Source organism: Sphingobium sp. (assembly GCF_033795625.1).
Classification (GTDB): Bacteria; Pseudomonadota; Alphaproteobacteria; order Sphingomonadales; family Sphingomonadaceae; genus Sphingobium.
The window spans coordinates 12639-34366 of record NZ_JARYGI010000029.1 but is presented as its reverse complement, the minus strand read 5'-3'; the positions used below and the strand labels follow the sequence as shown (position 1 = coordinate 34366).

Here is a 21728-nt window from a genome sequence, read left to right as displayed (position 1 = left end):
TACCGTCTACTTCGCACTCAGCATCGTCGCACATGCGGTCGGGTCGATATCGTTGCCATTGGGCAGGCGGCTGTCGGCATAGGTGACGACTGGCTCCTTGGTCTTTTCGGTGCTGTACAGATAGGCGTCCAGAATACAGCGTCCGTTGGTGAATTGCAGCTTCCGTACGCTGCGGTCGCGGATGTCCAGGCGAGGCTGGCCGAACATCTGGGTGAGCCTCTTTGCGTCGGCGCCGATGACCGAATGGGGCTTGCCGTAGGCGCTGGCCATCGGTCCGGCGCTTGGAGGAGGCGCGGTCAGCGGCCCGCTGGTTGGGACGGTGGTGCAGGCGGACAGCGCCAGTGCCAGGGCACTCGCCAGATAAATGCGTTCAGCCATCGCTCTTCCCCTTGCGGCCGTGCAGGACGTGGACGGCCATAGCCGCGCTCCAGATCGGCGCAAGAAGGTTCGCGACGGGTATCAGGAACATAAGCGCCGAGGCGAGGCCCATGGCCATCCGGGTAGAGGATGGGATCGCAGGTAGGTCGGGATGCCGCGGCTGCACCATTTCGGAAAGATCGCGCCCGAGCAGATAGCCGTTCACGGCCAGCAGCAGCACGAGCGTGCCGACGCCCGTCACCAGCAGGGCGATGTAGAAGGGCAGGGCCACGAGATTCCATCCGATCGTCCGCAGCACCGACCGCAATGCCAGGCGCAGGCCGCGGACGAGCGACACGGGTTTCGCCCGCATGGCCGCGTCCGGGTAGCTCTCCCGCTCCACAGCCTCGACTATGGCATCGCCGAACAGGCCGAGCACCGCAATGGCCACGGCGCGGAACAGGAGCCATGCTGCGCCGATGGTCAGGATCGTCGCGGCGGCGGCTTCCGCCAGACCGCCGGTCGTGCCTGTCCAGCCCATCCAGTCGAAGACCGCCCGCAACCCGAACCAGAGCCCGACGCCGAGTCCCGCAAAGATCAACAGCGTCAGCGCCAGCGACTTGATAAGCACGGCGCGGGCTGCCGGGCGGAAAATCTGGGGAAAGGCGCGCAGGGCGGCGGACAGGATCATCTGGCGACTATCGGCGGCCCGACGGGGAGCGTCAACGTTGCGCTTGGGCCGGCGTTTATCTAGGACGCGTCTCGACATCTCCCTTCAAGATCAGGACCGTGTGTGACCCAGAGCCCCGCAAAATATGATGTGATCGCCATCGGCAACGCCATCGTCGACGTGATTGCCCGTGCCGACGACGCGTTCCTCGCCACGCACGCGCTGACCAAGGGCGGCATGCAGCTGGTCGATGCGGAGATGGCCGAGTTGCTCTACAGCGAAATGGGCGCGGCGGTGGAGATCAGCGGCGGGTCGGCGGCGAATACGCTGGCCGGGCTGGCGGCGTTCGGGAAGTCCTGCGCATTCATCGGCCAAGTGCGCGACGATCAGCTGGGGCAGGTGTTCGCCCATGACATCCGGGCGTTAGGCATCGACTTCGACACGCCGGTGCGCACGGCAGAGCCGCCGACGGCGCGCTGCCTGATCATGGTGACGCCCGATGCGCAGCGGACGATGAACACGTTCCTTGGGGCGTCGCAGTTCCTGCCCGCGCAGGCGCTGGACAAGGATATGATCCAGGCGGCGCAGATCCTGTATCTCGAAGGCTATCTCTGGGACCCGGAAGAACCTCGCGCAGCGATGCGCACCGCCATCGCCTACGCGAAGGAAGCGGGACGGAAGGTCGCCTTCACCTTGTCCGCCGATTTCGTGATCGCCCGGCATCGCGCCGACTTCCTCGCGATGATCGAAGAAGGGCTGATCGACATCCTGTTCTCCAACGATGACGAGATCCGGGCGCTCACCGAACTGGATGACTTCGAAGCGGCTGTTGCGGCTATCGCGCCCAAGGTGCCGGTGCTGGTGTGCACCTGTGGCGAGAACGGCGCGATCGCGATCGTCGATGGAGTGCGTTCCGAAACCCCTGCTGCAGTCGTCGAGCGGATCGTGGACACGACGGGCGCGGGCGACCTGTTCGCTGCCGGTTTCCTGACGGGCTATGTCGATGGACTGTCCGTGGAGGATAGCCTGAAGCTGGGCGCGATCGCCGCCGCGGAAGTGATTTCGCACTATGGCGCGCGTCCGGAAGAGGACCTCAAGCTGCTTCGCGTGAAGAAACTGGGCTGAACTAGAGCGTAATCCGATCATACAGGATCGGGTTACGCTCTGATTGTCTTTTGTTTTCCGCATTTTCCGAGCCAGCAGATGATGCCATCTGCTTCGAAAATGTTCTAGGCGGCGGCGGGCGTCTTGCGGAACAGGGCGCGGTCCTCAGGGCCGAAGCCCTTCCGCCAGATGACCAGCGCATAGACGCCCATCACCACGGGCACGCCGAACACCAGCTCGACCCATTCGAGATGCCGGGGCAGGGCGACGAAGGCGCTGCCCGCCAGCGTCGCCGCGGCTGCGGCCCACAGCAGGGCCCAGCGCCAGGCATTCACCGGCGCGTCGAGCAGCCGCGCCAGCAGCTTCGCCTTGACCAGCGAACTCAGCGCCAGTGCGATGGTGAGAGCGAGGGCAGGCGCGGCGGCTATCACCAGCGGGCTGAGGCCATTGCGGCGGGCGGCGATGATCAATGCGAAGCTGAGGCCCGCCTGTACCGCGATCATCACCAGCGAGATCGCGAGATTGCGATGGCGAGCCATGTAGACGAGCGCCGATTCACTGACCACGGCCGTCGCGGCGACGACTTCGGCAACCAGCAGAAAAGCGAGCGCACCCGTGCCACCGACGAAGGTGGGTCCGACGAGGCCCATCACTGCCTCGCCGGGAATCCCGAGAGCAAGCGCGATTCCGGCTTGCGCGGCGATGATCCAGAAGCCGACCTGACTGACTTGCCGCGCGATGCCGTGCAGGTTGTTTTCGGCAAGATTGCGCGTGATGACCGGCCCCAGGATCGGATCGAAGCTGGTCTTGAGCTTCTGCGGCAGCGAAGCGACCTGCTGTGCGACATAATAGATCCCCACGACATAGGGCGTCGCAAAGAGGCCGAGAATGGCGAGGTCGAGACGGCGTGAGCCCCACTCCACGGCATCTGCGGCCGCGAGCGGAAGATTGTGCCGCGTAAGCTTCGCTATGCTGCGCCACTGGGGTGTCCAGCCCCGCGGGAAGCCGTAATGGCGGATCATCGGTATCAGCGACGCAATCAGCGCCAGCACCATCGAGACGACATAAGAGAGGATGAGCCCGTCGCGGACGGAATAGAAGTAGAAGCCGAGCGCGCCGAAACTGATCGCCCATGGCTCGATGATCGAGCGGGCCCGCACCGTGGCGGCGATGTCGAAGCGATAGGCGCAGGCGGCAAGCGCTACATCGGAGCAGGCAATGGCGATGATGATGAGCGGCAGCAGCCTGTCGAGGCCATTGATGCCGCTGTTGGGGAACATGGCCTGGGGAAACAGGATCAGCAGGCCAGCCGCAGCCATGGAGGCAAGCAGCGCCACGAGCATCGCTTCGGCAACGATCTGCGCGTGCGGCCGCTCGGTTTGGCTGAGTTCTCCCGCGAGACCGCGCTTCAGGCCGAGCGTGGCAAGTTGCGCCGCGAACTCCACCACCAGAATGGCATAGGCAAAGCGCCCGAGCACGTCCGCACCGTACAGGCGACCGGCTATGAACAGGAACGGCAGGCGCGCGGCGAGGCGCAGCAGGAAGCCGATGATGTTGGTCCGGCCACCCTTGGCAAGAGCGGCGATATCCTCGTCATCGCTGCGCCCATGGTCGGTGTCGGCGAGTGGCCGCCCGCCGTTCATCGCGTCGGAAGTTGCCTTACCGGCCAAAAATCAGTGCCCCTCTCTCGCTCAGCGGGGGACTGTATTGGAATTGCGAGGTCGTGAAAGGAAAATCCGGTCCAAAGTGCTATCGCCCCGACGATTCTGAGCGGATGGGGCGTGCGAGCAACGCTTCCACGACACGCGCGACTGGCTGGCTGCCCTCCAGCAGGGCGCAAACCGCCTCGACTATGGGCATGTCGACCCCAGCCGCGCGGGCGACCTCGCGGAGGACAGGGGCTGTGAAAGCGCCTTCCGCGACGGTCCGGCGGTTGGCCAGCAATTCGGAGGCGGGCCTGCCTTCGCCCAGCGCCTTGCCGAGCGAGAAGTTGCGGGAGTCGGTGGACGAACAGGTGAGGACGAGATCGCCGAGACCGGAGAGGCCCGCCAGCGTTTCGGCCCGTGCGCCGCGGGCAAGGCCGAAGCGCGTCATTTCGGCAAAGCCGCGACTTATGAGAGCGGCCCGCGCATTGAGACCCAGGCCCGCTCCCTCCGCGACGCCGCAGCCGATGGCGAGCACGTTCTTGACCGCACCGCCGATTTCCGCGCCGATCACGTCGTCCGAGAAATAGGGGCGGAAGGATGGGCGCTTCATCCGCGCCGCTATCCGTTCGCCAAGAGCATTGTCTTCGCAGGCGAGCGTCACGGCGGTTGGCAGGCCGTTGCCCACTTCATGCGCGAAGGTCGGCCCCGAAAGCACGGCGATCGATGCCTCCGGGCATGTGGCGTGCGCCGCTTCCGACATCAGCAGGCCGGTGCCCGCCTCGATCCCCTTGCAACAGAGCACCAGTGCTTTCGTGCCGACATTGGCCTGCCTCAGCACGGCGCGCAGGTGCTGTGCCGGTGTAACGACCAGCAAGGCTTCGCAGTCGGCGAGGTCGGAGATGTCGCCGGTCGCCTGCACTCGGGCGTTCAAGCGGACGTTCGGCAAATAAAGCGTATTCTGGTGGCGTTCGTTGACGTCGCGGACAACTTCGGGTTCGAGCGCCCACAGCTTGACCGGTTCGCCGCCAGACGCAGCCACCTGGGCCAGGGCAGTGCCCCACGCGCCTGCGCCAATGACGCCGATCTTCATGCTTTGACTCCTGCGCCGCGCGCGGCCTGTGCGTCGGGATCGAGCGGCCAGCGAGGCCGGGCGGCGAAATCGAGGCCATCGGTCAGGCCGAGCGCGAACCGCTCCGCCCCCGCCCAGGCGATCATGGCGGCATTATCCGTGCAGAGCCACATCGGTGGTGCGACGAACCGCAGGTCCTGCGACGTCGCAAGTGCTTCGAGAGCGGCGCGGATCGCCTGATTGGCCGCAACGCCGCCTGCGACGACGAACGCGGTGACTTCTCGATGCGCTTCCAGTTGCCGACGGCTGCGATCCAGCAGGCAGTCGATGACGGCTTGCTGGAAACTGGCGGCGATATCCTCGACGCTGTGATTGCCGGACTGCGCGGCGCGCATGACCGCGCTCTTGAGGCCCGCGAAGGAGAAATGCGGTTCCGCCGTTCCGACCAGCGGACGCGGGAGAGGCACGGCCCTGGGGTTGCCGCGCGATGCCGCTTCCTCGACGGCGGGGCCGCCCGGATAGCCCAGGCCGAGCAGCTTTGCGGTCTTGTCGAAGGCTTCGCCTGCGGCATCGTCGATCGTGGTCGCAAGCCGCGCATAATCGCCGACGCCTCTCACGAGCAGCAACTGACAATGCCCGCCCGAAACGAGGAGCAGCATATAGGGGAACTTCAACGTCGGGTCGGCGAGGCGTGGCGACAAAGCGTGGCCCTCCAGATGGTTGACGGCGACCAGAGGCTTGCCCGCGGCGTGGGCCAGCGCCTTGCCCGTGACCAGCCCCACCATCACGCCGCCGATCAGCCCCGGCCCTGCCGTGGCGGCGACGGCATCGACATCGGCAAGCTTCAGCCCGGCATCGGCAAACGCCGCTTGCACGAGCGGCGTCAGCACCTCGACATGGGCACGGGCGGCGATTTCCGGCACGACGCCGCCAAAGGGGCGATGCGCCGCTTCCTGGGTGGCCAGTCGATGCGCCAGTATGCGCCCGTCATGCGTCACCAGCGCTGCCGCGGTTTCATCGCAACTGGATTCGAGGCCGAGGATGATCGTCATGGGGCTTCCCTCTAGTCCGACCTCTGGATAGAAGGAAGCGCGATATGGTTGCAGCTTCTCCCACGCCCACACTTCCCTTGCGTCTTGGCACCCGCGGATCGCCTCTGGCGCTCGTGCAGGCCAATATGGTGGCCTCCGCATTGTGCGCTACGCATGGGTGGGAGAGCGATGCGGTGCAGATCGTCCCCGTCAAGACGAGCGGCGACCGCATTCAGGACCGGGCATTGGCCGACATAGGCGGCAAGGCGCTGTGGACCAAGGAACTCGACCGGGCACTGATCGACGCGGAAATCGACTTCGCGGTGCATTCCATGAAGGATGTGGAGACGATCCGTCCCGCGCAGATCGCGATTGCGGCGATGTTGCCGCGCGCCGATGTTCGCGACAAGCTGATCGGTGCGGAGAGCCTGGCGGAATTGCGCGAGGGCGCCGTGCTGGGGACCAGTTCACCGCGGCGGGCGGCGCAGGTGCGGCGGCTGCGGCCTGATATCACGATCACGCTTTTTCGCGGCAATGTCGCGACCCGGCTGGCAAAGGTGACGGCGCGCGAAGTCGATGCGTCGCTGCTGGCGGCGGCGGGGCTCGACCGTTTGGGCCAGCCCGACATCGGCGCTTTCATTCCGGTGGACGTTATGATGCCTGCCCCGGCGCAGGGGGCTGTGGGCATCGAAACGCTGGCGGCGAACGACGAAATGAAGGCGTTGCTCGCGGCAATCTCGGACGCGGACACCATGGATTGCGTGCTGGCGGAGCGGGCGCTGCTGCTGGCGTTGGGCGGAAGTTGCCATTCGCCGATAGGGGCGCTGGCGCGCGTGGAAGGCGACGCCATCTATCTGATCGCGGAAATCCTGACGAGTGATGGCAGCGAACGTGTGTCGGATACGGCGTTGATGCCGCGCGGCGACCTGAAAGCGGCGGAGGCGCTGGGCCGCAGCCTGCTTGAACAGGCGACACCTGCGATCCGGGCTTTGTTCGAAGGGGCCGTGGAGGCATCGGCATAGGACTGCGGCGTCCTCTGCTGGTGCTGCGCCCCAACCCCGGTGCCGGGGCAACAGTGGCAAAGGCGCTGGCCGCGGGCTTCGAGGCGCGCGCCTATCCGTTGTTCGAGGCCGTGGCGCTGCCATGGGCGGGGCCGGAGCCGCATCTGGTGGACGCTGTCATGTTCACCAGCGCCAATGGCGCCAGGCTGGGGGGAGCACAGCTTGGCCAGTACACGCATCTGCCTTCTTTTGCAGTCGGCGAGGCAACGGCAGAGGCGGTGCGGGAGGCGGGGTTTGCATCCCCGCAGATTGGCGAGACGGACGTTCAATCCTTGGTGCATAGGATTGCGGCGGACGGTTACAGGAACGTCCTCCATATCGCTGGACGCGACGTCCGCGCTTTTGACCCCGAGGGACTGAACATCATTTCCGCTTGCGCTTATGCAGCCTTGGAGCAGGGCGACGCTGAAGGGCTATCAGGCGTGCTGCCGCCCGGCATGATCCTCCTCGTCCACTCGCCCCGAGCAGGCGCGCGTTTGGCCGAATTGGTGCTGCCGGAGCACCGCGGGCATCTTCATCTCGTGGCCATCAGTTCCGCCGCTCTGGCGGTCTGCGGCTCCGGCTGGGCCACAGCGTGTGCAGCCGAAAAGCCGCGCGATGACGCGATGCTGGCTCTCGCCGCCGGATTATGCGAATGACGGTGCCGCTCCTGATTGATCGGGTCGACAAGGAAAAGGCATGAGCCAAGACGCCCAAAGCCCGCTGCCGCTCGGTACGGTCGAACCATCCGCCGAAGTTTCGGCACCCGATCCCGCGATCGGCACGGCTGCGCCTGCCCCCCGCGCCTTTCGCGAGCGGCGGAGGAGCAATGCGCCATGGGTGATCTTGCTGGTGGCGCTCGCTTTCATCGGCGGAATGGCGGCGACGGTGGTGGCATATCCAAGGCTCAATGGGTGGTGGGGTGGCAATGCAGCGCCCGCCGCCAGCGTTCTGCCTGTCGCCGATCCGTCCGCTCGCGCGGCTGCGGCCCCCGTACCGGCCGACGCGGCGCGGCAGGATCTGCTGGCGCTACGGATGACGGAGCTGGAGGATCGGCTGGCGCGCGTATCCGTCGCGGCGCAGGCCGCATCGGGCAATGCCACGCGATCGGAGGGGATGCTCGTCGCTTTCGCGGCGCGGCGCGCGCTGGATAGCGGTGCGCCGCTCGGCTATCTGGAGGGCCAGCTGAGGCTGCGCTTCGGGCAGGCGCAGCCGCGTGCAGTCGCGACGATCATCAACGCCGCGCGCGAACCTGTCACGCTCACCGATTTGCAGGGCGCATTCGACGACATTGCCCCATCGCTGCGCACCAGTCCGCCGGGGACGGGCTGGTGGACTGCGTTGCAGAGCGAGGCGCGCAATCTCGTCATCATCCGCAAGTCCTCGACCCCTTCGCCGCTGCCCGAAAAGGCGATCCCGCGCATCCAACGCCTGCTGGCGGCAGGTAGGGTCGCGTCTGCCATGGAAGAAGTACAGCGCCTGCCCGGCAAAGCCAGTGCGGAACGCTGGCTGCAGATCGCCCGGCGCTATCGGGAGGCACGCCGCGCGCTGGACTTGGTCGAAACAGCGGCGATCCTTGAGACGCCCCCTGCACGTGGCATCACCTAGATAATCGCAGGGCCTTCATAGCGAGGCCGCAAAGTGCGTAACGGCCACGCAATCTAGACGTCATAAATCTTTCATAAATCTGCGGCGTGCTTATATCGATTGCATGTCCCGCGCCGCCGCCCTTTCCGATTCTCTCGCCCGTGGCGCCGTCGCGCCTTCAAAGGCGTTGCTGGCGGGCGAAGTGGGCGCTTTTCTGCACATGCGGTGGGCCGCCGCTTTTGGCCGTGCCGTGCCATTGCCGGTTCAGGGCGAAGGCCGTCCGGTGCTTGTCCTGCCGGGTTTCATGGCGTCCGACAACACGACGGCGCGGCTGAGACGTTCGCTCGCGGGCGCAGGCTTTGCCGTCCATGGCTGGGGACTTGGCCGCAATCTTGGCGTCAGCGCCAATATGCTGGAGGCGATCGACCGGCGCGTTGCCGAAATCGCTTCGGATCGCCCGGTGACGCTGATCGGCTGGAGCCTGGGCGGGCTGATCGCGCGCGAATATGCCAAATGTGCGCCCGAACGCGTGAGCCGTGTCATCACCATGGGCAGCCCTTTTTCGGGTGATCCGCGCGCGAACAATGCGTGGCGCATCTACGAACGGGTGGCGGGTCATCCTGTCGATTGTCCGCCAGTGCAATGCACCTTGTCCGAAAAGCCTGCCGTGCCGACGATCGCCTGCTGGTCTGCGAGGGATGGCGTCGTAGCGCCTGCCTCTGCGCGGGGGCAGGAGGGAGAGCGCGACCTGGCGCTGGAATTCGACTGCACGCATATGGCATTTATCGCGGACCCGAAGGCGATCCGTACCGTGGCCCGCTTGATCGTCGACTGATCAGGCGAGGAACGGCGCGGCTACTTCCGGCGGGATGCGCAGGATGCGGCCGCTGGCGCGATCCACGATCACCCAAGTCGATTTGGCGCTGACTTTCACCTTGCCATCGGGTCCGGTAAATTCCACGAAACGGTCGAAGCGCGCGCCGCGGGGGCTTTCGCCGACCCAGGTCCTGGCTGTCACGATGTCGCCTTCTTGTACATTGCCGCGATAGTCGATTTCGTGCCGGTTCACGACCCAGACAAAGGCGGCGATATGCGCAGGGTCGGCAACTGCCTCCCAGTGCCGGGTCGCGACTTCCTGCAGCCACTGCACCCACACCGCGTTGTTCACATGGCCCATTTCGTCGATATGCTCGGGCAGAGCGGTGATCGTCGCGACGAAGGGCGTAGGCATGGCCTCAGTCCGTCAAGCCCATTTGCCAGAGGATGAAGGCGAATTCCTCGGCCGCCTCATGCAGGCTTTCGAAGCGTCCCGACTTGCCGCCATGGCCCGCGCCCATATTGGTCTTGAGCAGCAGGACATTGTCGTCGGTCTTGGTGGCGCGAAGGCGCGCGACCCATTTCGCAGGCTCCCAATAGGTCACGCGCGGATCGTTGAGGCCGGCCGTCACCAGCAGCGGCGGATAGTCCTGCGCCTTGACGTTGTTATAGGGGCAGTAGGACAGGATCGTCTCGAACGCTGCCTTGTCCTGTATCGGATTGCCCCATTCGGGCCATTCGCCGGGCGTCAGCGGCAGGCTTTCGTCCAGCATCGTATTCAGCACATCGACGAACGGCACATGCGCGACGACTGCGCCCCACAGGTCCGGATCGCTGTTGATGACGGCGCCCATCAATTCGCCGCCAGCGGAACCGCCCGATATGCTGATGTGGCCCTTGGCCGTGTAGTTGCGCTCGATCAGGCCCTTGGCGACATCTACGAAGTCGTTGAAGGTGTTGGTGCGCTTGTCGAGCTTGCCGTCGAGATACCATTGCTGGCCTAGATCGTCGCCACCGCGGATGTGCGCGAGAGCGAACGCGAAACCACGGTCGAGCAGCGATAGCCGTCCCGCCGAGAAGCCCGGCTCCATCGCGATCCCGTAGGCACCATAGCCGTAGAGATGGAGCGGGCCGCTACCGTCCTTCTTGAAGTCCTTGGGGTAGACGATCGACACCGGGATCTGCGTGCCGTCGCGCGCCGGGATCATCAGCCGCTCGGTCGCATAGAGCGACGCATCGTATCCTGAGGGAATCTCCTGGATCTTCAGGACTTCGAGCCGGTCCTCGGCCAGATGATAGTCGTAGATCGTGTCCGGCGTGACCATCGATTCATAGCCGATACGCAGCTTCGTCACGTCATATTCCGGATTGTCGTCCAGGCTTGCGGAGTAACTCGCCTCAGGGAAGGAGATGCGTTTGGCGGTGTGCGTTTCGTAGTCGCGGATCTCGACCTGATCGAGCCCGTCGTCGCGCCCCTCGGTGACGTAGAACGTCTTGAACAGCGTGAAATCGGTCAGGTAAAAGCGATCGGACGGCGCAATAACCTCATTCCACTGGTCCGGCGTTTCCAAAGTCGCTTGCACCAGCCGAAAGTTGGGATGCATGTCGTTGGTCCGGATGTAGAGTGCGCCGTCACGCTCATCGACATCATATTCCCGGCCCGGCTTGCGCGCGGATACCAGCAGCGGCTTGGCCAGGGGATCGTTGGCGGGCACCAGCCATGCTTCGCTGGTCACATGATCGCCGGTCGCGATGACGATCCATTTTTCCGATGATGTGAGGCCGAGGCTGACGCGGAAACCGTCGTCGTCCTCGTGGAACAACTCGACGTCGCTCTCGATGGGAGAACCGAGCCAGTGCAGCCGCGCATTGTCGGTCCGCCAGTTCTCATTGGCGAGGCTGTAGAGCAGCCCCTTGCTGTCGCTTGTCCAGACCAGCGAGGAGAGGGTGCCGGGGATCACGTCCGGCAGCATTTCTCCGGTCGTGAGGTCCTTGATACGCGCCTCGAACCGTTCGGACCCATCGGTGTCCGTCGCAAAAGCGAGATAGCGGCCACAATGGCTGACCGACATGGAGCCAAGGCGGAAATATTCGTGCCCCTCCGCCAGTGCCGGCTCGTCGAGGATCAACTGGTCCTCGCCGCCTGCCACCGGGCGGCGGAACCACTTGCGGTACTGCGCGCCCGTCTCGAAGGCCCGCCAGTAGACATAATCGCCGTCCTTCTGCGGCACCGACTTGTCGTCTTCCTTGATACGGCCCTTCATTTCCTGGAACAGCGTCTCGACCAAGGGCTTGTGCGGCGCCATGGCCGCTTCGAACCACTTATTCTCCTCGGCCAGATAGCCAAGGACGTCCTTGTCCGTCACTCTCGGATGGCCCGGATCGCGGAGCCACGCCCATGGATCGTCCAGAGTAATGCCGTGCGTGGTGAAGATGTGCGGGCGGGCAGGCGCCTTGGGGGGCGACGTCAGGGTTTTTGTCATGCAGGCCTTTTGTCCTGACACGGGTGCTGGCGCAACCATGGATGCGTGTCTATGTTGGACCGATAACCATTGATACAAGTCGCACGCACTGGAAATTCCGATGTCTACATATGAAGCCCGCCTTTCCGCCTTGCGCGAACAGCTCAAGAAGGACCGGCTCGACGGCTTCGTCGTACCGCTGACCGATGAGCATATGAGCGAATATGTGGGTGCTTATGCGCAGCGTCTTGCGTGGCTGACCGGCTTTCAGGGATCAGCGGGAAGCGCTGTCATATTGCCCGAAGCCGCCGCGATCTTCGTCGATGGACGCTATACGCTGCAGGTCCGCGAGCAGGTGGACGGCAACCTTTGGCAGTATCAGAGCGTGCCGCAGACCAGCGTGGCGGGCTGGCTGGGCGAACACACGACCGACGGCGGGCGGATCGGCTACGATCCCTGGCTACACACCAGCGCGTGGGTCAAACAGGCATCGGAGGCGCTGGCGGGAAAAGGCGCAAGCCTGGTGCCCGTCGACACCAACCCTGTGGACGTGATCTGGCCCGATCGGCCCGAGCCGAGCAAGGCGCGGCTGGTCACGCACGATGACGTGTATGCGGGGCGCAGCGCGCGCGACAAGCGGCAGGACATGGCCGACTGGCTCGGCACGCGCAAAGCCGATGCCGTGGTGCTTTCGGCGCTCGATTCCATCGCGTGGACGTTCAATATCCGCGGTGCGGATGTGGAGCGGACACCGGTCGCTCTGGCCTATGCCATTGTCCACGCCGATGCGACAGCGGACCTGTATGTCGCCCCGGAGAAGATCGGCGAAGACGTGATCCAGCATCTTGGCAATTCCGTGCGCGTCCACGACCGCGCCGACTTTGCCGATGCGCTGGCGGCGTTGTCGGGCAAAACCGTAGCCGCCGATCCTGAGCGCGCGGTGGCAGCAATCTTCGATGCCCTGGAACGGGGCGGGGCGAAGGTGCTGGCTTTGCGCGACCCGGCCGTACTGCCCAAGGCCATCAAGAACGAAGCCGAGATTTCCGGTCACCGTGCGGCGCAGGCCCGCGATGGCGCGGCACTGAGCCGGTATCTTCACTGGCTCTCGATCGAAGCGCCCAAGGGCGGCCTCACTGAACTCGGCGCGGCAGCCAAGTTGCGCGCGTTCCGGGAGGAGACCGGCAAGTTGAAGGACCTGTCCTTCGACACGATTTCCGCTTTCGGGCCGAACGGCGCCAGTCCGCATTATCGCGTGGATCAAAACTCCAGCCTGCCCATCGAAACGGGGTCGCTGTATCTGGTCGACTCGGGCGGCCAGTATCTGGATGGCACCACCGACGTTACCCGGACGATAGCTGTGGGCACGCCTTCCGAAGAGATGCGCACGCGGTTCACGCTCGTGCTGAAGGGGCACATCGCCCTGGCGCGGACCGTGTTCCCCGAAGGAACGCGTGGCGGGCAGTTGGACGTTCTCGCACGCCAGTATCTGTGGGCGCAGGGCTTGGACTATGCTCATGGCACGGGTCATGGCGTCGGCAGCTTCCTGTCCGTGCACGAAGGCCCCCAGCGTATCGCGACCTTCAGCGGCGGCGACGAACCGCTGCGTGCGGGCATGATCCTCTCCAATGAGCCGGGATATTACAAGGCGGGGGAATATGGCATCCGCGTCGAGAATCTCGTGCTGGTCGAGCAGCGGGAAGTACCAGGCGCAGAGCAGTCCATGCTCGGTTTCGAAACGCTCACCTTTGCGCCGATCGATCGCAGCCTGATCGCGCTGGACCTCCTCTCAATCGAGGAGCGGGAATGGATGAACGGCTATCATGCTCGTGTACTGGAAATCGTGGGTTCGCAATTGCAGGGCGAAGCAGGCGCGTGGCTCGAAAGTGCGTGCGCGCCGCTATAGATCGCCTTCCTTTTCCGGGGCGGCTTTCGTGGCTTCCGTGGCGGCCTGTTCCCGCGCCTGACCCTTGCGCCGTCGCAGGTTCTCCCGCAGCGCCTGCGCCAGCCGCGCCTTCCGTTCGTCCTCGTTCTTCATCGCGCGGATCATAGGGAAAACTGCCCCTGTCGGACAACCCTTTGCGGCAAAGCGGTGCTTGACAAGCGGGTGCAGAGAAGGCCATAGGCCCGCTTCCCGCGCGGTGGGCTGACAGGTCCACACGTCGCGCGTGCGTAATGGTATGCTGCCGTAGCTCAGTGGTAGAGCGCATCCTTGGTAAGGCTGAGGTCGTGAGTTCAATCCTCACCGGCAGCACCATTTCGTCTGAGACTTGTGAATCCAGGAGTCGAAGAATCCCGAGCAGTCGCGTCTTGAGCTGGCGGATGCCTGTGCCTTTTTGGCAGGCGACGGCCCTCATAAGGGCGCGGATCGATCACTAGCCGCTTACATAGGGCTTTGCGCGGGGGCTTTGTCTGTCCTACCGCGTTGATGGGCTGGGCATCGTTAAGTTCCCTGCGATGTCGGTGATGCGTCTGGGATGGAGCGACTTATATGATCACTGGCGACAGCTTGGCCAGCAACGAAACCAGCGGAAAATGATTACCTTTGATGATGCTCTCCCTGCCGGCAGGGTAGTTGAGCTTTTATTTCATGGGCATTGCCGTTGATGACCTCCCAACCTGTCCTCGCCGCACCCGCTTCGCCTCTCCGCATCCCGATTTTTCGCGCGGTGTGGCTGGCGAGCATGGCATCGAATTTCGGGGGACTCATCCAATCCGTCGGTGCATCCTGGATGATGACATCGCTTACCAAATCGCCGGCGTTGGTGGCGTTGGTGCAGTCGTCGACGACATTGCCGATCATGCTCCTCTCCTTGCTCGCGGGAGCGATTGCAGACAATCTGGACCGGCGCATCGTGATGCTCTGGTCGCAGGCGTTCATGCTTTCGGTTTCGCTTGCGCTGTCGTTCTGCGCCTGGACGGGCGTGCTTACGCCAACCCTGTTGCTGGGCTTCACCTTCCTAATCGGCTGCGGCACTGCCTTCAATGGCCCGGCATGGCAATCGTCGGTCGGCGAGATGGTGCCCCGGACAGCCTTGCCTGCCGCGGTAGCGCTCAACAGCATGGGCTTCAATATCGCCCGCAGCATCGGGCCTGCACTGGGCGGGGCGATCGTTGCAGCGGCAGGCGCAGCGGCGGCGTTTGCGATCAACGCGGCAAGTTACCTCGCCCTTATCGGTGTCCTACTGAGATGGCGGCCGGAGCGGCCTGCGCGAACACTCCCTCCCGAACCGATCGGCACGGCAATGGGCGCAGGTGTTCGTTACGTGGCGATGTCACCCAATTTGAGAGTAGTGCTGGTACGAGCGACGGTATTCGGCTTCGCGGCAAGCGCCATTCCCGCCTTGATGCCGATCATAGCGAAGGATCAGGTCGCGGGCGGCCCGCTAACCTATGGGCTTCTGCTTGGCGCGTTCGGCGTCGGCGCCGTGCTCGGCGCACTCTCCAGCGGTCGGCTGCGGGCCCGATTTTCGACGGAATGGATCGTCCGATTAGCCGCGACGGCAATCACCATGGGAGCGGCGGTAAGTGCCGTCAGCACGATCATGCCCGTGACCGTCGTGGCGCTGGTTCTTGCCGGGGCGGGATGGGTGTTGGCCTTGTCCACGTTCAACGTAACCGTGCAGATGGCCGCGCCGCGTTGGGTCGTCGGTCGAGCCATAGCATTGTATCAGATGGGCGCATTCGGCGGCATGGCTCTGGGCAGTTGGCTGTTTGGAGAACTGGCGGACGGTCACGGCGTTTCAGTGGCCTTGGCCGTTGCCGCCGCAGTGCAGGCGCTGAGCGTACCGCTCGGCGTGCTGCTCCCGCTTCCGCAGGCCGAGGCACTCAATCTCGATCCCCAGAATCGCTGGCAGGAGCCGCAAACGGCAGTACAGATCGAGCCCCGGAGCGGCCCGGTGGTGGTGACCGTCGAATATCGCATCCTCCCTTCGGACATCGGGCGTTTCCTGACGGTCATGAGCGAGCGGCGCCGCATTCGCGTGCGGGACGGCGCGCGCCACTGGACGTTGCTACGCGATCTGGGCGACGAAAACCTCTGGATCGAGCGTTATAATGTCTCCACCTGGCTCGATTATATCAGGCACAATCAACGTCGCACAAATGCCGATGCCGAGAATTCGGATCGCATCCGGGCACTGCATCAGGGACCGGAGGGGCCCCGCGTCCATCGCATGATCGAGCGGCAAACAAGCCTGTTCCTGCCCCATCGTGAAGATCCGCTTTCCACCGGGGCCGACCCCCTCACGGATCCCACGCGGTCGAGCTAAACGGCTCTTTCTTTATGCCTGCCAGACTTCTAGATCGGACCACGGTCATAAGGAAAAAGCGATGCAGCGGTTCGACGTCATCATTCTGGGCGGTGGTCTGGTAGGCTTGACCCAGGGCATAGCGCTGAGCGCTCATGGAGTGTCCTGCGCAGTCATCGATCCTGCTGATCCCAATGCGGCCATAGCGCCGGGTTTCGATGGTCGCGTTTCCGCCATTGCCAGCGCCACGTGGAACATGCTGTCGGCAATCGGCATCGACCGGCATCTAAGAGGCAAAGGCTGTCCGATAGAGCGCATCTGGGTGAGCGACGGTCTGGAACCGGGCGCTCTGGACTTCGTCGCTCCCGAGGATGAAGGCGCGATGGGCACGATGTTCGAGAACCGTGACATCCGCATAGCCTTACGCGATGCGGCAAGGGAGGCTGCGAACCTGACGATCTTTCAGCCAGACCGGGCTCTCGCTGTGGAGCGTGACACAGACGGCGTGCGCATGACATTGAGCAGCGGGGCTGAGCTTTCGGCTGCACTGCTTGTTGCCGCGGAAGGACGCAACAGTCCTACGCGCGATGCAGCAGGACTGCGCGTGGCCCGCTGGTCCTATCCGCATGTCGGGATGGTGACGGCCATCGAGCATGAGGTGCCCCATGCCAATACGGCCTATGAGATCTTTTATCCCGGCGGTCCTTTTGCATTGCTGCCGATGCAGCCCGGCAATCGCTCGGCGATCGTATGGACCGTGCCTGCCAAGCATGCGCCCGCCATGCTGGCGCTCAGCGAGCGGGCCTGGCTGGCGGAGGCGCAAAAGCGGATCGGAGGGTTCTTGGGAGAGATTTCGATGATCTCTCCGCGTTCGAGCTATCCGCTCGGCTTTCACCATGCAGCGCGGATCACCGACACGCGGCTCGCGTTGGTGGGTGACGCAGCGCACGGTATCCATCCGATTGCTGGGCAGGGGCTGAATCTGGGCCTGCGGGACGTGGCGGCCCTGACACAGGTATTGGTGGAAGCCATGCGACTAGGACTGGATGCCGGGGACGCTCAAGTGTTGAGCCGGTATGAACGCTGGCGAAGCATCGACACATTGAGCGTAGCTGTCGCAACGGACGGGCTGGTTCGTCTGTTCGACTTGCCCGGAAAGCTGCCTTCCGCCATCCGCCGGTTCGGGCTGAGCACGGTGCAGAAGATCACGCCGCTGAAGAACCGCTTCATGGCGGAAGCGCGAGGCCAGTCAGGCGCCCTGCCAAGATTGCTGCTAGGCGAGACCGTCTAAGGTGAAATCCGCCGGGCTTCGCGCGCAAGCAGCACCGGAACCCCATTCTTGATCGGGTAAGCCAGTCCAGCGGCTTCCGATATCAACTCCTGGCGCTCTTCATCCAGCCGCAGGGGAGTGCGTGTGACCGGACAAACGAGCCTGGCGAGCAGCTCCGCCGTCAATATCACTGCAAAGTTGCCTGTCCGCCGCCGTCGGTACGGCCAAAAAACTGCATAAGCTGGATCGTCCTGTCAGCGCGCTCGCGCAATGAAGCCGCTTCCAGCAGCACCTGTTTGGACGCAGCATCGAAGGGCGCGATCTGCGCGATGCCATTCACCAGAGAGGCATCGTCCAGCCGGGAAACCGCGTCCCAATCGACAACATAGCCCTGCGCTTTTGCGAACCGTTGCGACTCCTGTTCGAGTGCGGCTCGCTCAGCCGAGGCAAGGACATCGTCATCATGCACGGCCAGGCTCTCGACTTCCGCCTCAACTTGCCGGAAGGGCGTCGTCACAGTGAGCTCCCGCACCACCCGGAAACGCGCGACGCCCGTCAGGATGATGTTGTAACGGCCGTCCTCCAGCGCCTCGAATTCGCCAATGTGGCCGAGGCAACCGATGCCATACAGGTCCGGATTGACGCTCTTGCTCTGCTCGCCGCGCGGCTGGATCATGCCGATCCGCCGGTCCCGCGCCATCGCGTCGCTGATCAGCGCCCGATAGCGGGGCTCGAAAATGTGGAGCGGCAGCTGCATTCCGGGAAACAGCAGCGCCCCGCTAAGCGGGAAAAGCGAGATGCGCTGAGTAGGCATGTCAGCCGAACAGGATCGCCGAAAGGCGCCGCCGTTGGGCAGACACCCACGGATCCTCTAGTCCGACAGCTTCGAACAACTTCAACAGCTGCTGGCGGGCCGCGCCTTCGTTCCAGTCACGATCCCGCGCCACTATGTCGAGCAGCGCGTCGGCCGCAGCATCGCGATTACCATTGGCCATATGTCCACCGGCCAGCGCGAAACGGGCCTCGTGATCGTCCGGATCGGCGGCGAGTTTCGCTTCCAGGCCGGATAGATCCTCAACCGGCTTGGCGTCCAGCGCGAGCGATACGGCCGCACGCGCACGTTCCAACGGCTGCTCCTTGGCGAGTTCGACAGGCACGGCGTCTAGAACGACCTGCGCCTGCTCCAGTTCGCCAAGCGCAACCAGTGCCCGGATCTGGCCCGACAGCACTTCGGCATTGTCGGGCACCATGTCGCCGATTTGCCGGAAAATCGTCAAAGCGCGTTCGGCGTCACCCTCGGCCAACGCCTCTTCGCCCATTGCAATCAGGGGCGCGATTTCCTGCGCCTGCGCCTTATCTTCGGATTCGATCGGGAGTTGCGCGAGCAATTGGTCGAACATCTGCCGGAACTGGCTCTCGGTCCGCGCTTGCGTCAGGTCGGCAACGGGTTGCCCCTGGAAGATCGCATAGACCGTGGGGATCGACTGCACCCGGAACTGCGATGCGATGAACCCATTCTCATCGACGTTGATCTTGACCAGCTTCACGCCTTTGGTGGCGTACTCCGCACATACTTTCTCGATCACAGGTGTCAGCTGCTTGCAGGGGCCGCACCATTCCGCCCAGAAGTCGACGATGACCAGCGATGTACGCGAGGGGTCCACTACGTCGCGGCGAAATGCCTCAACCGCCAGTTTGTCGCTCTCGCTCATCCCAAGCGTTGCCAATGATAGTCTCCTGCATCCTGCAATCCCGATGCTCTAATGTGGGGCATCGCCGCGCAGGCGCAAGCCGGTAAGAGGGTTTACCGTCGCTGCGCCAGTCTTTTTCCTGCGGATTCCTCAAACTATCAAAAACCCGCTTGCCGCTTTGCGAAACCGATGCTAGTTGCCGCGCCTCACCCGCCGGAAGCATTCGTCTCCGGCCGCCAGAGCGGGCGTAGCTCAGGGGTAGAGCACAACCTTGCCAAGGTTGGGGTCGAGGGTTCGAATCCCTTCGCCCGCTCCATTTTTCCGAGAAATCCCAGATTTCTGCGACAAATCGTCGCCCAGACGGTCGCGTCCCCACATTGTCTCCACAGATCGTCTACACAATGATCCCCCTAACAGTGGATCAAACCATCGAAAATGCTCGGGAAATAAGCGTCATGGCGTCTACACAAGACGTCTACACAATCGCCCCATCGGCCTTTGTCATAAGCGCGGCATATTTCATTATCGAAGGCGGGTTAGGGTCGGTGACCGGGCGATCCGTCGTCAGGTCTATTCGCGAAGCCCATGTCACCTTTCCATAGGGTGCAGCCGAAACAAGCTTTCCTGTCTCGCAGTCTGGCACGTAGGAAAACCCGTTCTTTGGCGCCTGCATTAACACCTTGCGCTCTCTTCCGTTGATCGTGAGATCGGCGACGATCCTGTGCTGCGTTGCAGTATAGTCCCATTGGTCGCCCGGCGTGGTCTGATAGTGCCACACGTGCTCTCCGTTTCCCGGCGCAGCGCGATGATGGACGGTATGAACAGATTGTCGTTGTTGCCGCCGCCTGTGGTGGCGGGACTGTGGTATTTGGCGGGCCAATAGCTTGTGTTGCCTACACCAACGAAAAGAAGGTCGGTTTCGGGATCATAGGCGATCGAATGCCAGACGGTTCCTCCCCCGCTCCCACCGGAAACCGGGCAAGCTTCGCGAGCGCCTTGTCGGAGGCCGCACCATCGGCAGTGCCAGGCTTGCCGGGCACGGTGTAGAACCGCCAGCGCCATCGTACCTGTCTCCGCGTCATAGGCGGAAACATAGCCGCGCGCACCATACTCGGCACCGCCATTGCCGATCATCACCTTGCCTTTGGCGATATGAGGGGCTCCCGTGATCGTATAATTCTTGGTCTGTTCGACGGTTACAGGCGACCAGACTTGCCTTCCGAACCTCGCATCGATCGCGATCAGGTGACCATCGAGCGTACGGCATTCCCAATTCGGCCAGATGACGCCACAAGGCATGGGCCAACAACTGGGTGCCACCGCGCTCCAAGAAAACATCTCTCTGCTATAGATGCCGCCACGCGAAGCCGCGATGCCCGTTCTATCTCTGAACGTTGTTTGCGCGGTAAGGGAGAGTTACGGCAAACGCCGAACTTTGCTGGAGTCATGAACGGTTTGATGGCCATTCACAGCTTTTGGCCGGGCAGATCGGGTAGACCGGCGGTTCCAGCGTCCAGCGTTGACCTATCGTCCAGTATGGTAGGTCGCAGCCGCATCAGGCAGGTGCGATGCTCATGAGCCCGACACGGCTAGTAATTTCGTTCATCGGGTTTTATAATGGCGAGCGTGGCAGCACCAAAAGGAACCGGCGGATACAGAACGCAAAATGGGGAAGACCGCCGCGCTCGCACTCGAGCAATGATCTTGCGGTCGTCATTCGAATTGCTGGGTCGGCCTGAAGGGCGCTCGAGCCGCATCGAGGAAATCTGTAATGGCGCGGGCGTTTCGAGAGCCACCTTCTATAACTATTTCTCCAGTGTCGAGGAGCTTTTCCAGGCGACCGCATTCGACATAAGTCATGATTTCAACGATGCTGTCAGGGCGGTGCTTCGGCGAGTTCCCGGCGGCGCTATTCGCCTGGCCTTCGCTCTCCGCTATAACCTTCATCAAGGAAGACGAGATCCCCCTTGGGGCTGGGCGTTGATAAACCTCAGCGTGGGTGGCCCGATCTTCGGTGACGAGGCTGCTCGGTTCTGTATGGAAACCCTCGAGGAAGGCATCATGAGCGAACAGTTTCGCGCGCCCAACCTTTCTGTTGCGTTCGATCTGGTGACGGGAACGGCACTCGCCAGCATGGTCACTTTACTGAGAAAGCCTCAGCCCGAGAATTATCCGGAACTCGTAGTGGCTCAGCTGTTTCAAGGCTTGGGCGTCAGCGAGACCTTGATCCGGAAGTCGATCTCGACAGACCTACCCGATCCTTTCGAATATTCGGCAGTGCACGGGCTGGGAACGGCTGATAATGTCCTCGATGGCTCCATATTCACGTAATTGGCACCCACTGATTAAGATCATTTCGTCTTACGGCATCTTCGGATTTCAGGACTTGAGGACTGCAGTACCGGACGGTTGCTTCAACTGGTCACTGCTTTCAAGCTGGTCGAGGCCGATTTTACAATGTTCCGCGCGCCAATGATGGCGCGCCGCAACGGCTGCTGCGCCATGAGAATAGCCCCTTCGAGTACTTCGCTAAAGAGCGGGAAAGCTGAGTCTCCAGTGCAATTGCCGTCCTTGCCTGTTCCAAAATTCAATAAGGTGTCAATTATCATCTTACTTTCTCAATTCACTCGTTGACACCGTGTCCAGTTTGGCATAGGCAGGGTTCTCGAAGCTTCACTCTAACAACGGGGTAGCCGCCGATCCCACGCATGGTTGATTCAGCACTGGCCTCGGGTGGA

The 21728-nt window shown here is 63.3% G+C and carries 23 protein-coding genes and 2 tRNA genes; 11 read left to right on the top strand and 14 right to left on the bottom strand.

Features of this window, described 5'->3' with window-relative positions:
* Window positions 1-6: 6 nt before the first annotated feature.
* Both QHC67_RS13820 and QHC67_RS13815 read right to left on the bottom strand, forming a co-directional pair.
* The gene (locus tag QHC67_RS13820) at window positions 7-378 is read right to left on the bottom strand and encodes a hypothetical protein (RefSeq protein WP_319295242.1); all 372 of its coding nucleotides are present in this window, start codon (window positions 376-378) and stop codon (window positions 7-9) included.
* Window positions 371-1048, bottom strand: coding sequence for an EI24 domain-containing protein (locus QHC67_RS13815; protein WP_319295241.1), 678 nt, complete (start codon window positions 1046-1048; stop codon window positions 371-373). The genes QHC67_RS13820 and QHC67_RS13815 overlap by 8 nt, the downstream gene beginning before the upstream one ends.
* Window positions 1049-1150: 102 nt before the next feature.
* Between QHC67_RS13815 and QHC67_RS13810 the strand changes: the two genes are divergently transcribed.
* On the top strand, window positions 1151-2152 hold the full coding sequence (locus QHC67_RS13810) for an adenosine kinase (protein WP_319295240.1): 1002 nt from the start codon (window positions 1151-1153) through the stop codon (window positions 2150-2152).
* A gap of 104 nt (window positions 2153-2256) precedes the next feature.
* On the opposite strand, the gene QHC67_RS13805 is transcribed toward QHC67_RS13810, so the two are convergent.
* From QHC67_RS13805 to tsaD, 3 genes are all read right to left on the bottom strand, one after another.
* Window positions 2257-3774, bottom strand: a complete 1518-nt coding sequence (locus tag QHC67_RS13805; RefSeq protein ID WP_319295255.1) for a lipopolysaccharide biosynthesis protein — start codon at window positions 3772-3774, stop codon at window positions 2257-2259.
* 106 nt (window positions 3775-3880) lie between these two features.
* Window positions 3881-4867: an NAD(P)H-dependent glycerol-3-phosphate dehydrogenase gene (locus QHC67_RS13800; RefSeq protein WP_319295239.1), complete on the bottom strand. Its 987-nt coding sequence runs from the start codon at window positions 4865-4867 to the stop codon at window positions 3881-3883.
* The gene (tsaD, locus tag QHC67_RS13795) at window positions 4864-5898 is read right to left on the bottom strand and encodes a tRNA (adenosine(37)-N6)-threonylcarbamoyltransferase complex transferase subunit TsaD (protein WP_319295238.1); all 1035 of its coding nucleotides are present in this window, start codon (window positions 5896-5898) and stop codon (window positions 4864-4866) included. The genes QHC67_RS13800 and tsaD overlap by 4 nt, the downstream gene beginning before the upstream one ends.
* Before the next feature lie 44 nt (window positions 5899-5942).
* On the opposite strand from tsaD, the gene hemC reads away from it, so the two are divergent.
* From hemC to QHC67_RS13775, 4 genes are all read left to right on the top strand, one after another.
* Entirely contained in the window at window positions 5943-6899 is a 957-nt protein-coding gene (hemC, locus tag QHC67_RS13790) for a hydroxymethylbilane synthase (RefSeq protein WP_319295237.1), read from the top strand.
* A 20-nt stretch (window positions 6900-6919) separates the two neighbouring features.
* Entirely contained in the window at window positions 6920-7576 is a 657-nt protein-coding gene (locus tag QHC67_RS13785) for a uroporphyrinogen-III synthase (RefSeq protein WP_319295236.1), read from the top strand.
* A 40-nt stretch (window positions 7577-7616) separates the two neighbouring features.
* Window positions 7617-8525 (top strand): hypothetical protein, encoded by a 909-nt coding sequence (locus tag QHC67_RS13780; RefSeq protein WP_319295235.1) that lies wholly within the window; start codon window positions 7617-7619, stop codon window positions 8523-8525.
* 103 nt (window positions 8526-8628) lie between these two features.
* Window positions 8629-9339: an esterase/lipase family protein gene (locus tag QHC67_RS13775; protein WP_319295234.1), complete on the top strand. Its 711-nt coding sequence runs from the start codon at window positions 8629-8631 to the stop codon at window positions 9337-9339.
* Here the strand turns inward: QHC67_RS13775 and QHC67_RS13770 are convergent, their stop codons facing one another.
* Both QHC67_RS13770 and QHC67_RS13765 read right to left on the bottom strand, forming a co-directional pair.
* Window positions 9340-9735 carry an acyl-CoA thioesterase gene (locus tag QHC67_RS13770; protein WP_319295232.1) on the bottom strand — a complete coding sequence of 132 codons (396 nt, stop codon included), beginning with the start codon at window positions 9733-9735 and terminating at the stop codon, window positions 9340-9342. It abuts the gene before it with no gap.
* A gap of 4 nt (window positions 9736-9739) precedes the next feature.
* Window positions 9740-11803, bottom strand: coding sequence for a S9 family peptidase (locus QHC67_RS13765; RefSeq protein WP_319295230.1), 2064 nt, complete (start codon window positions 11801-11803; stop codon window positions 9740-9742).
* Window positions 11804-11903: 100 nt separating this feature from the next.
* Between QHC67_RS13765 and QHC67_RS13760 the strand changes: the two genes are divergently transcribed.
* The gene (locus tag QHC67_RS13760) at window positions 11904-13685 is read left to right on the top strand and encodes an aminopeptidase P family protein (protein WP_319295228.1); all 1782 of its coding nucleotides are present in this window, start codon (window positions 11904-11906) and stop codon (window positions 13683-13685) included.
* Here QHC67_RS13760 and QHC67_RS13755 read toward each other — a convergent pair.
* Window positions 13680-13817 (bottom strand): hypothetical protein, encoded by a 138-nt coding sequence (locus tag QHC67_RS13755; RefSeq protein WP_319295227.1) that lies wholly within the window; start codon window positions 13815-13817, stop codon window positions 13680-13682. The genes QHC67_RS13760 and QHC67_RS13755 overlap by 6 nt on opposite strands.
* A 144-nt stretch (window positions 13818-13961) precedes the next feature.
* Between QHC67_RS13755 and QHC67_RS13750 the strand changes: the two genes are divergently transcribed.
* Window positions 13962-14036 (top strand) — tRNA-Thr (locus QHC67_RS13750).
* 282 nt (window positions 14037-14318) lie between these two features.
* Here the strand turns inward: QHC67_RS13750 and QHC67_RS13745 are convergent.
* Window positions 14319-14582, bottom strand: a complete 264-nt coding sequence (locus QHC67_RS13745; protein ID WP_319295257.1) for a hypothetical protein — start codon at window positions 14580-14582, stop codon at window positions 14319-14321.
* Between QHC67_RS13745 and QHC67_RS13740 the strand changes: the two genes are divergently transcribed.
* Complete coding sequence (locus tag QHC67_RS13740; protein ID WP_319295254.1) at window positions 14464-16050, top strand: MFS transporter; 1587 nt, start codon at window positions 14464-14466, stop codon at window positions 16048-16050. The two genes, QHC67_RS13745 and QHC67_RS13740, sit on opposite strands and share 119 nt — an antisense overlap.
* 61 nt (window positions 16051-16111) lie before the next feature.
* Window positions 16112-17320 (top strand): UbiH/UbiF/VisC/COQ6 family ubiquinone biosynthesis hydroxylase, encoded by a 1209-nt coding sequence (locus QHC67_RS13735; RefSeq protein ID WP_319295225.1) that lies wholly within the window; start codon window positions 16112-16114, stop codon window positions 17318-17320.
* Here QHC67_RS13735 and QHC67_RS13730 read toward each other — a convergent pair.
* The 3 genes from QHC67_RS13730 to QHC67_RS13720 are packed head-to-tail and all read right to left on the bottom strand — an operon-like array spanning window position 17317 to window position 19026.
* Window positions 17317-17487, bottom strand: coding sequence for a Trm112 family protein (locus QHC67_RS13730; RefSeq protein ID WP_319295253.1), 171 nt, complete (start codon window positions 17485-17487; stop codon window positions 17317-17319). The genes QHC67_RS13735 and QHC67_RS13730 overlap by 4 nt on opposite strands.
* Complete coding sequence (locus QHC67_RS13725; protein WP_319295223.1) at window positions 17487-18113, bottom strand: LON peptidase substrate-binding domain-containing protein; 627 nt, start codon at window positions 18111-18113, stop codon at window positions 17487-17489. The genes QHC67_RS13730 and QHC67_RS13725 overlap by 1 nt, the downstream gene beginning before the upstream one ends.
* A gap of 1 nt (window position 18114) precedes the next feature.
* Window positions 18115-19026 carry a tetratricopeptide repeat protein gene (locus tag QHC67_RS13720; protein ID WP_319295221.1) on the bottom strand — a complete coding sequence of 304 codons (912 nt, stop codon included), beginning with the start codon at window positions 19024-19026 and terminating at the stop codon, window positions 18115-18117.
* Window positions 19027-19231: 205 nt separating this feature from the next.
* On the opposite strand from QHC67_RS13720, the gene QHC67_RS13715 reads away from it, so the two are divergent.
* Window positions 19232-19306 (top strand) — tRNA-Gly (locus tag QHC67_RS13715).
* 356 nt (window positions 19307-19662) lie between these two features.
* Here QHC67_RS13715 and QHC67_RS13710 read toward each other — a convergent pair.
* A complete protein-coding gene (locus QHC67_RS13710; protein WP_319295220.1) occupies window positions 19663-20310 on the bottom strand; it encodes a hypothetical protein in 648 nt (215 codons plus the stop codon).
* Between the two features lie 384 nt (window positions 20311-20694).
* Between QHC67_RS13710 and QHC67_RS13705 the strand changes: the two genes are divergently transcribed.
* Window positions 20695-21321 (top strand): TetR/AcrR family transcriptional regulator, encoded by a 627-nt coding sequence (locus QHC67_RS13705; protein ID WP_319295219.1) that lies wholly within the window; start codon window positions 20695-20697, stop codon window positions 21319-21321.
* An 83-nt stretch (window positions 21322-21404) separates the two neighbouring features.
* On the opposite strand, the gene QHC67_RS13700 is transcribed toward QHC67_RS13705, so the two are convergent.
* Window positions 21405-21599: a hypothetical protein gene (locus QHC67_RS13700; RefSeq protein WP_319295217.1), complete on the bottom strand. Its 195-nt coding sequence runs from the start codon at window positions 21597-21599 to the stop codon at window positions 21405-21407.
* Between the last annotated feature and the right edge of the window lie 129 nt (window positions 21600-21728).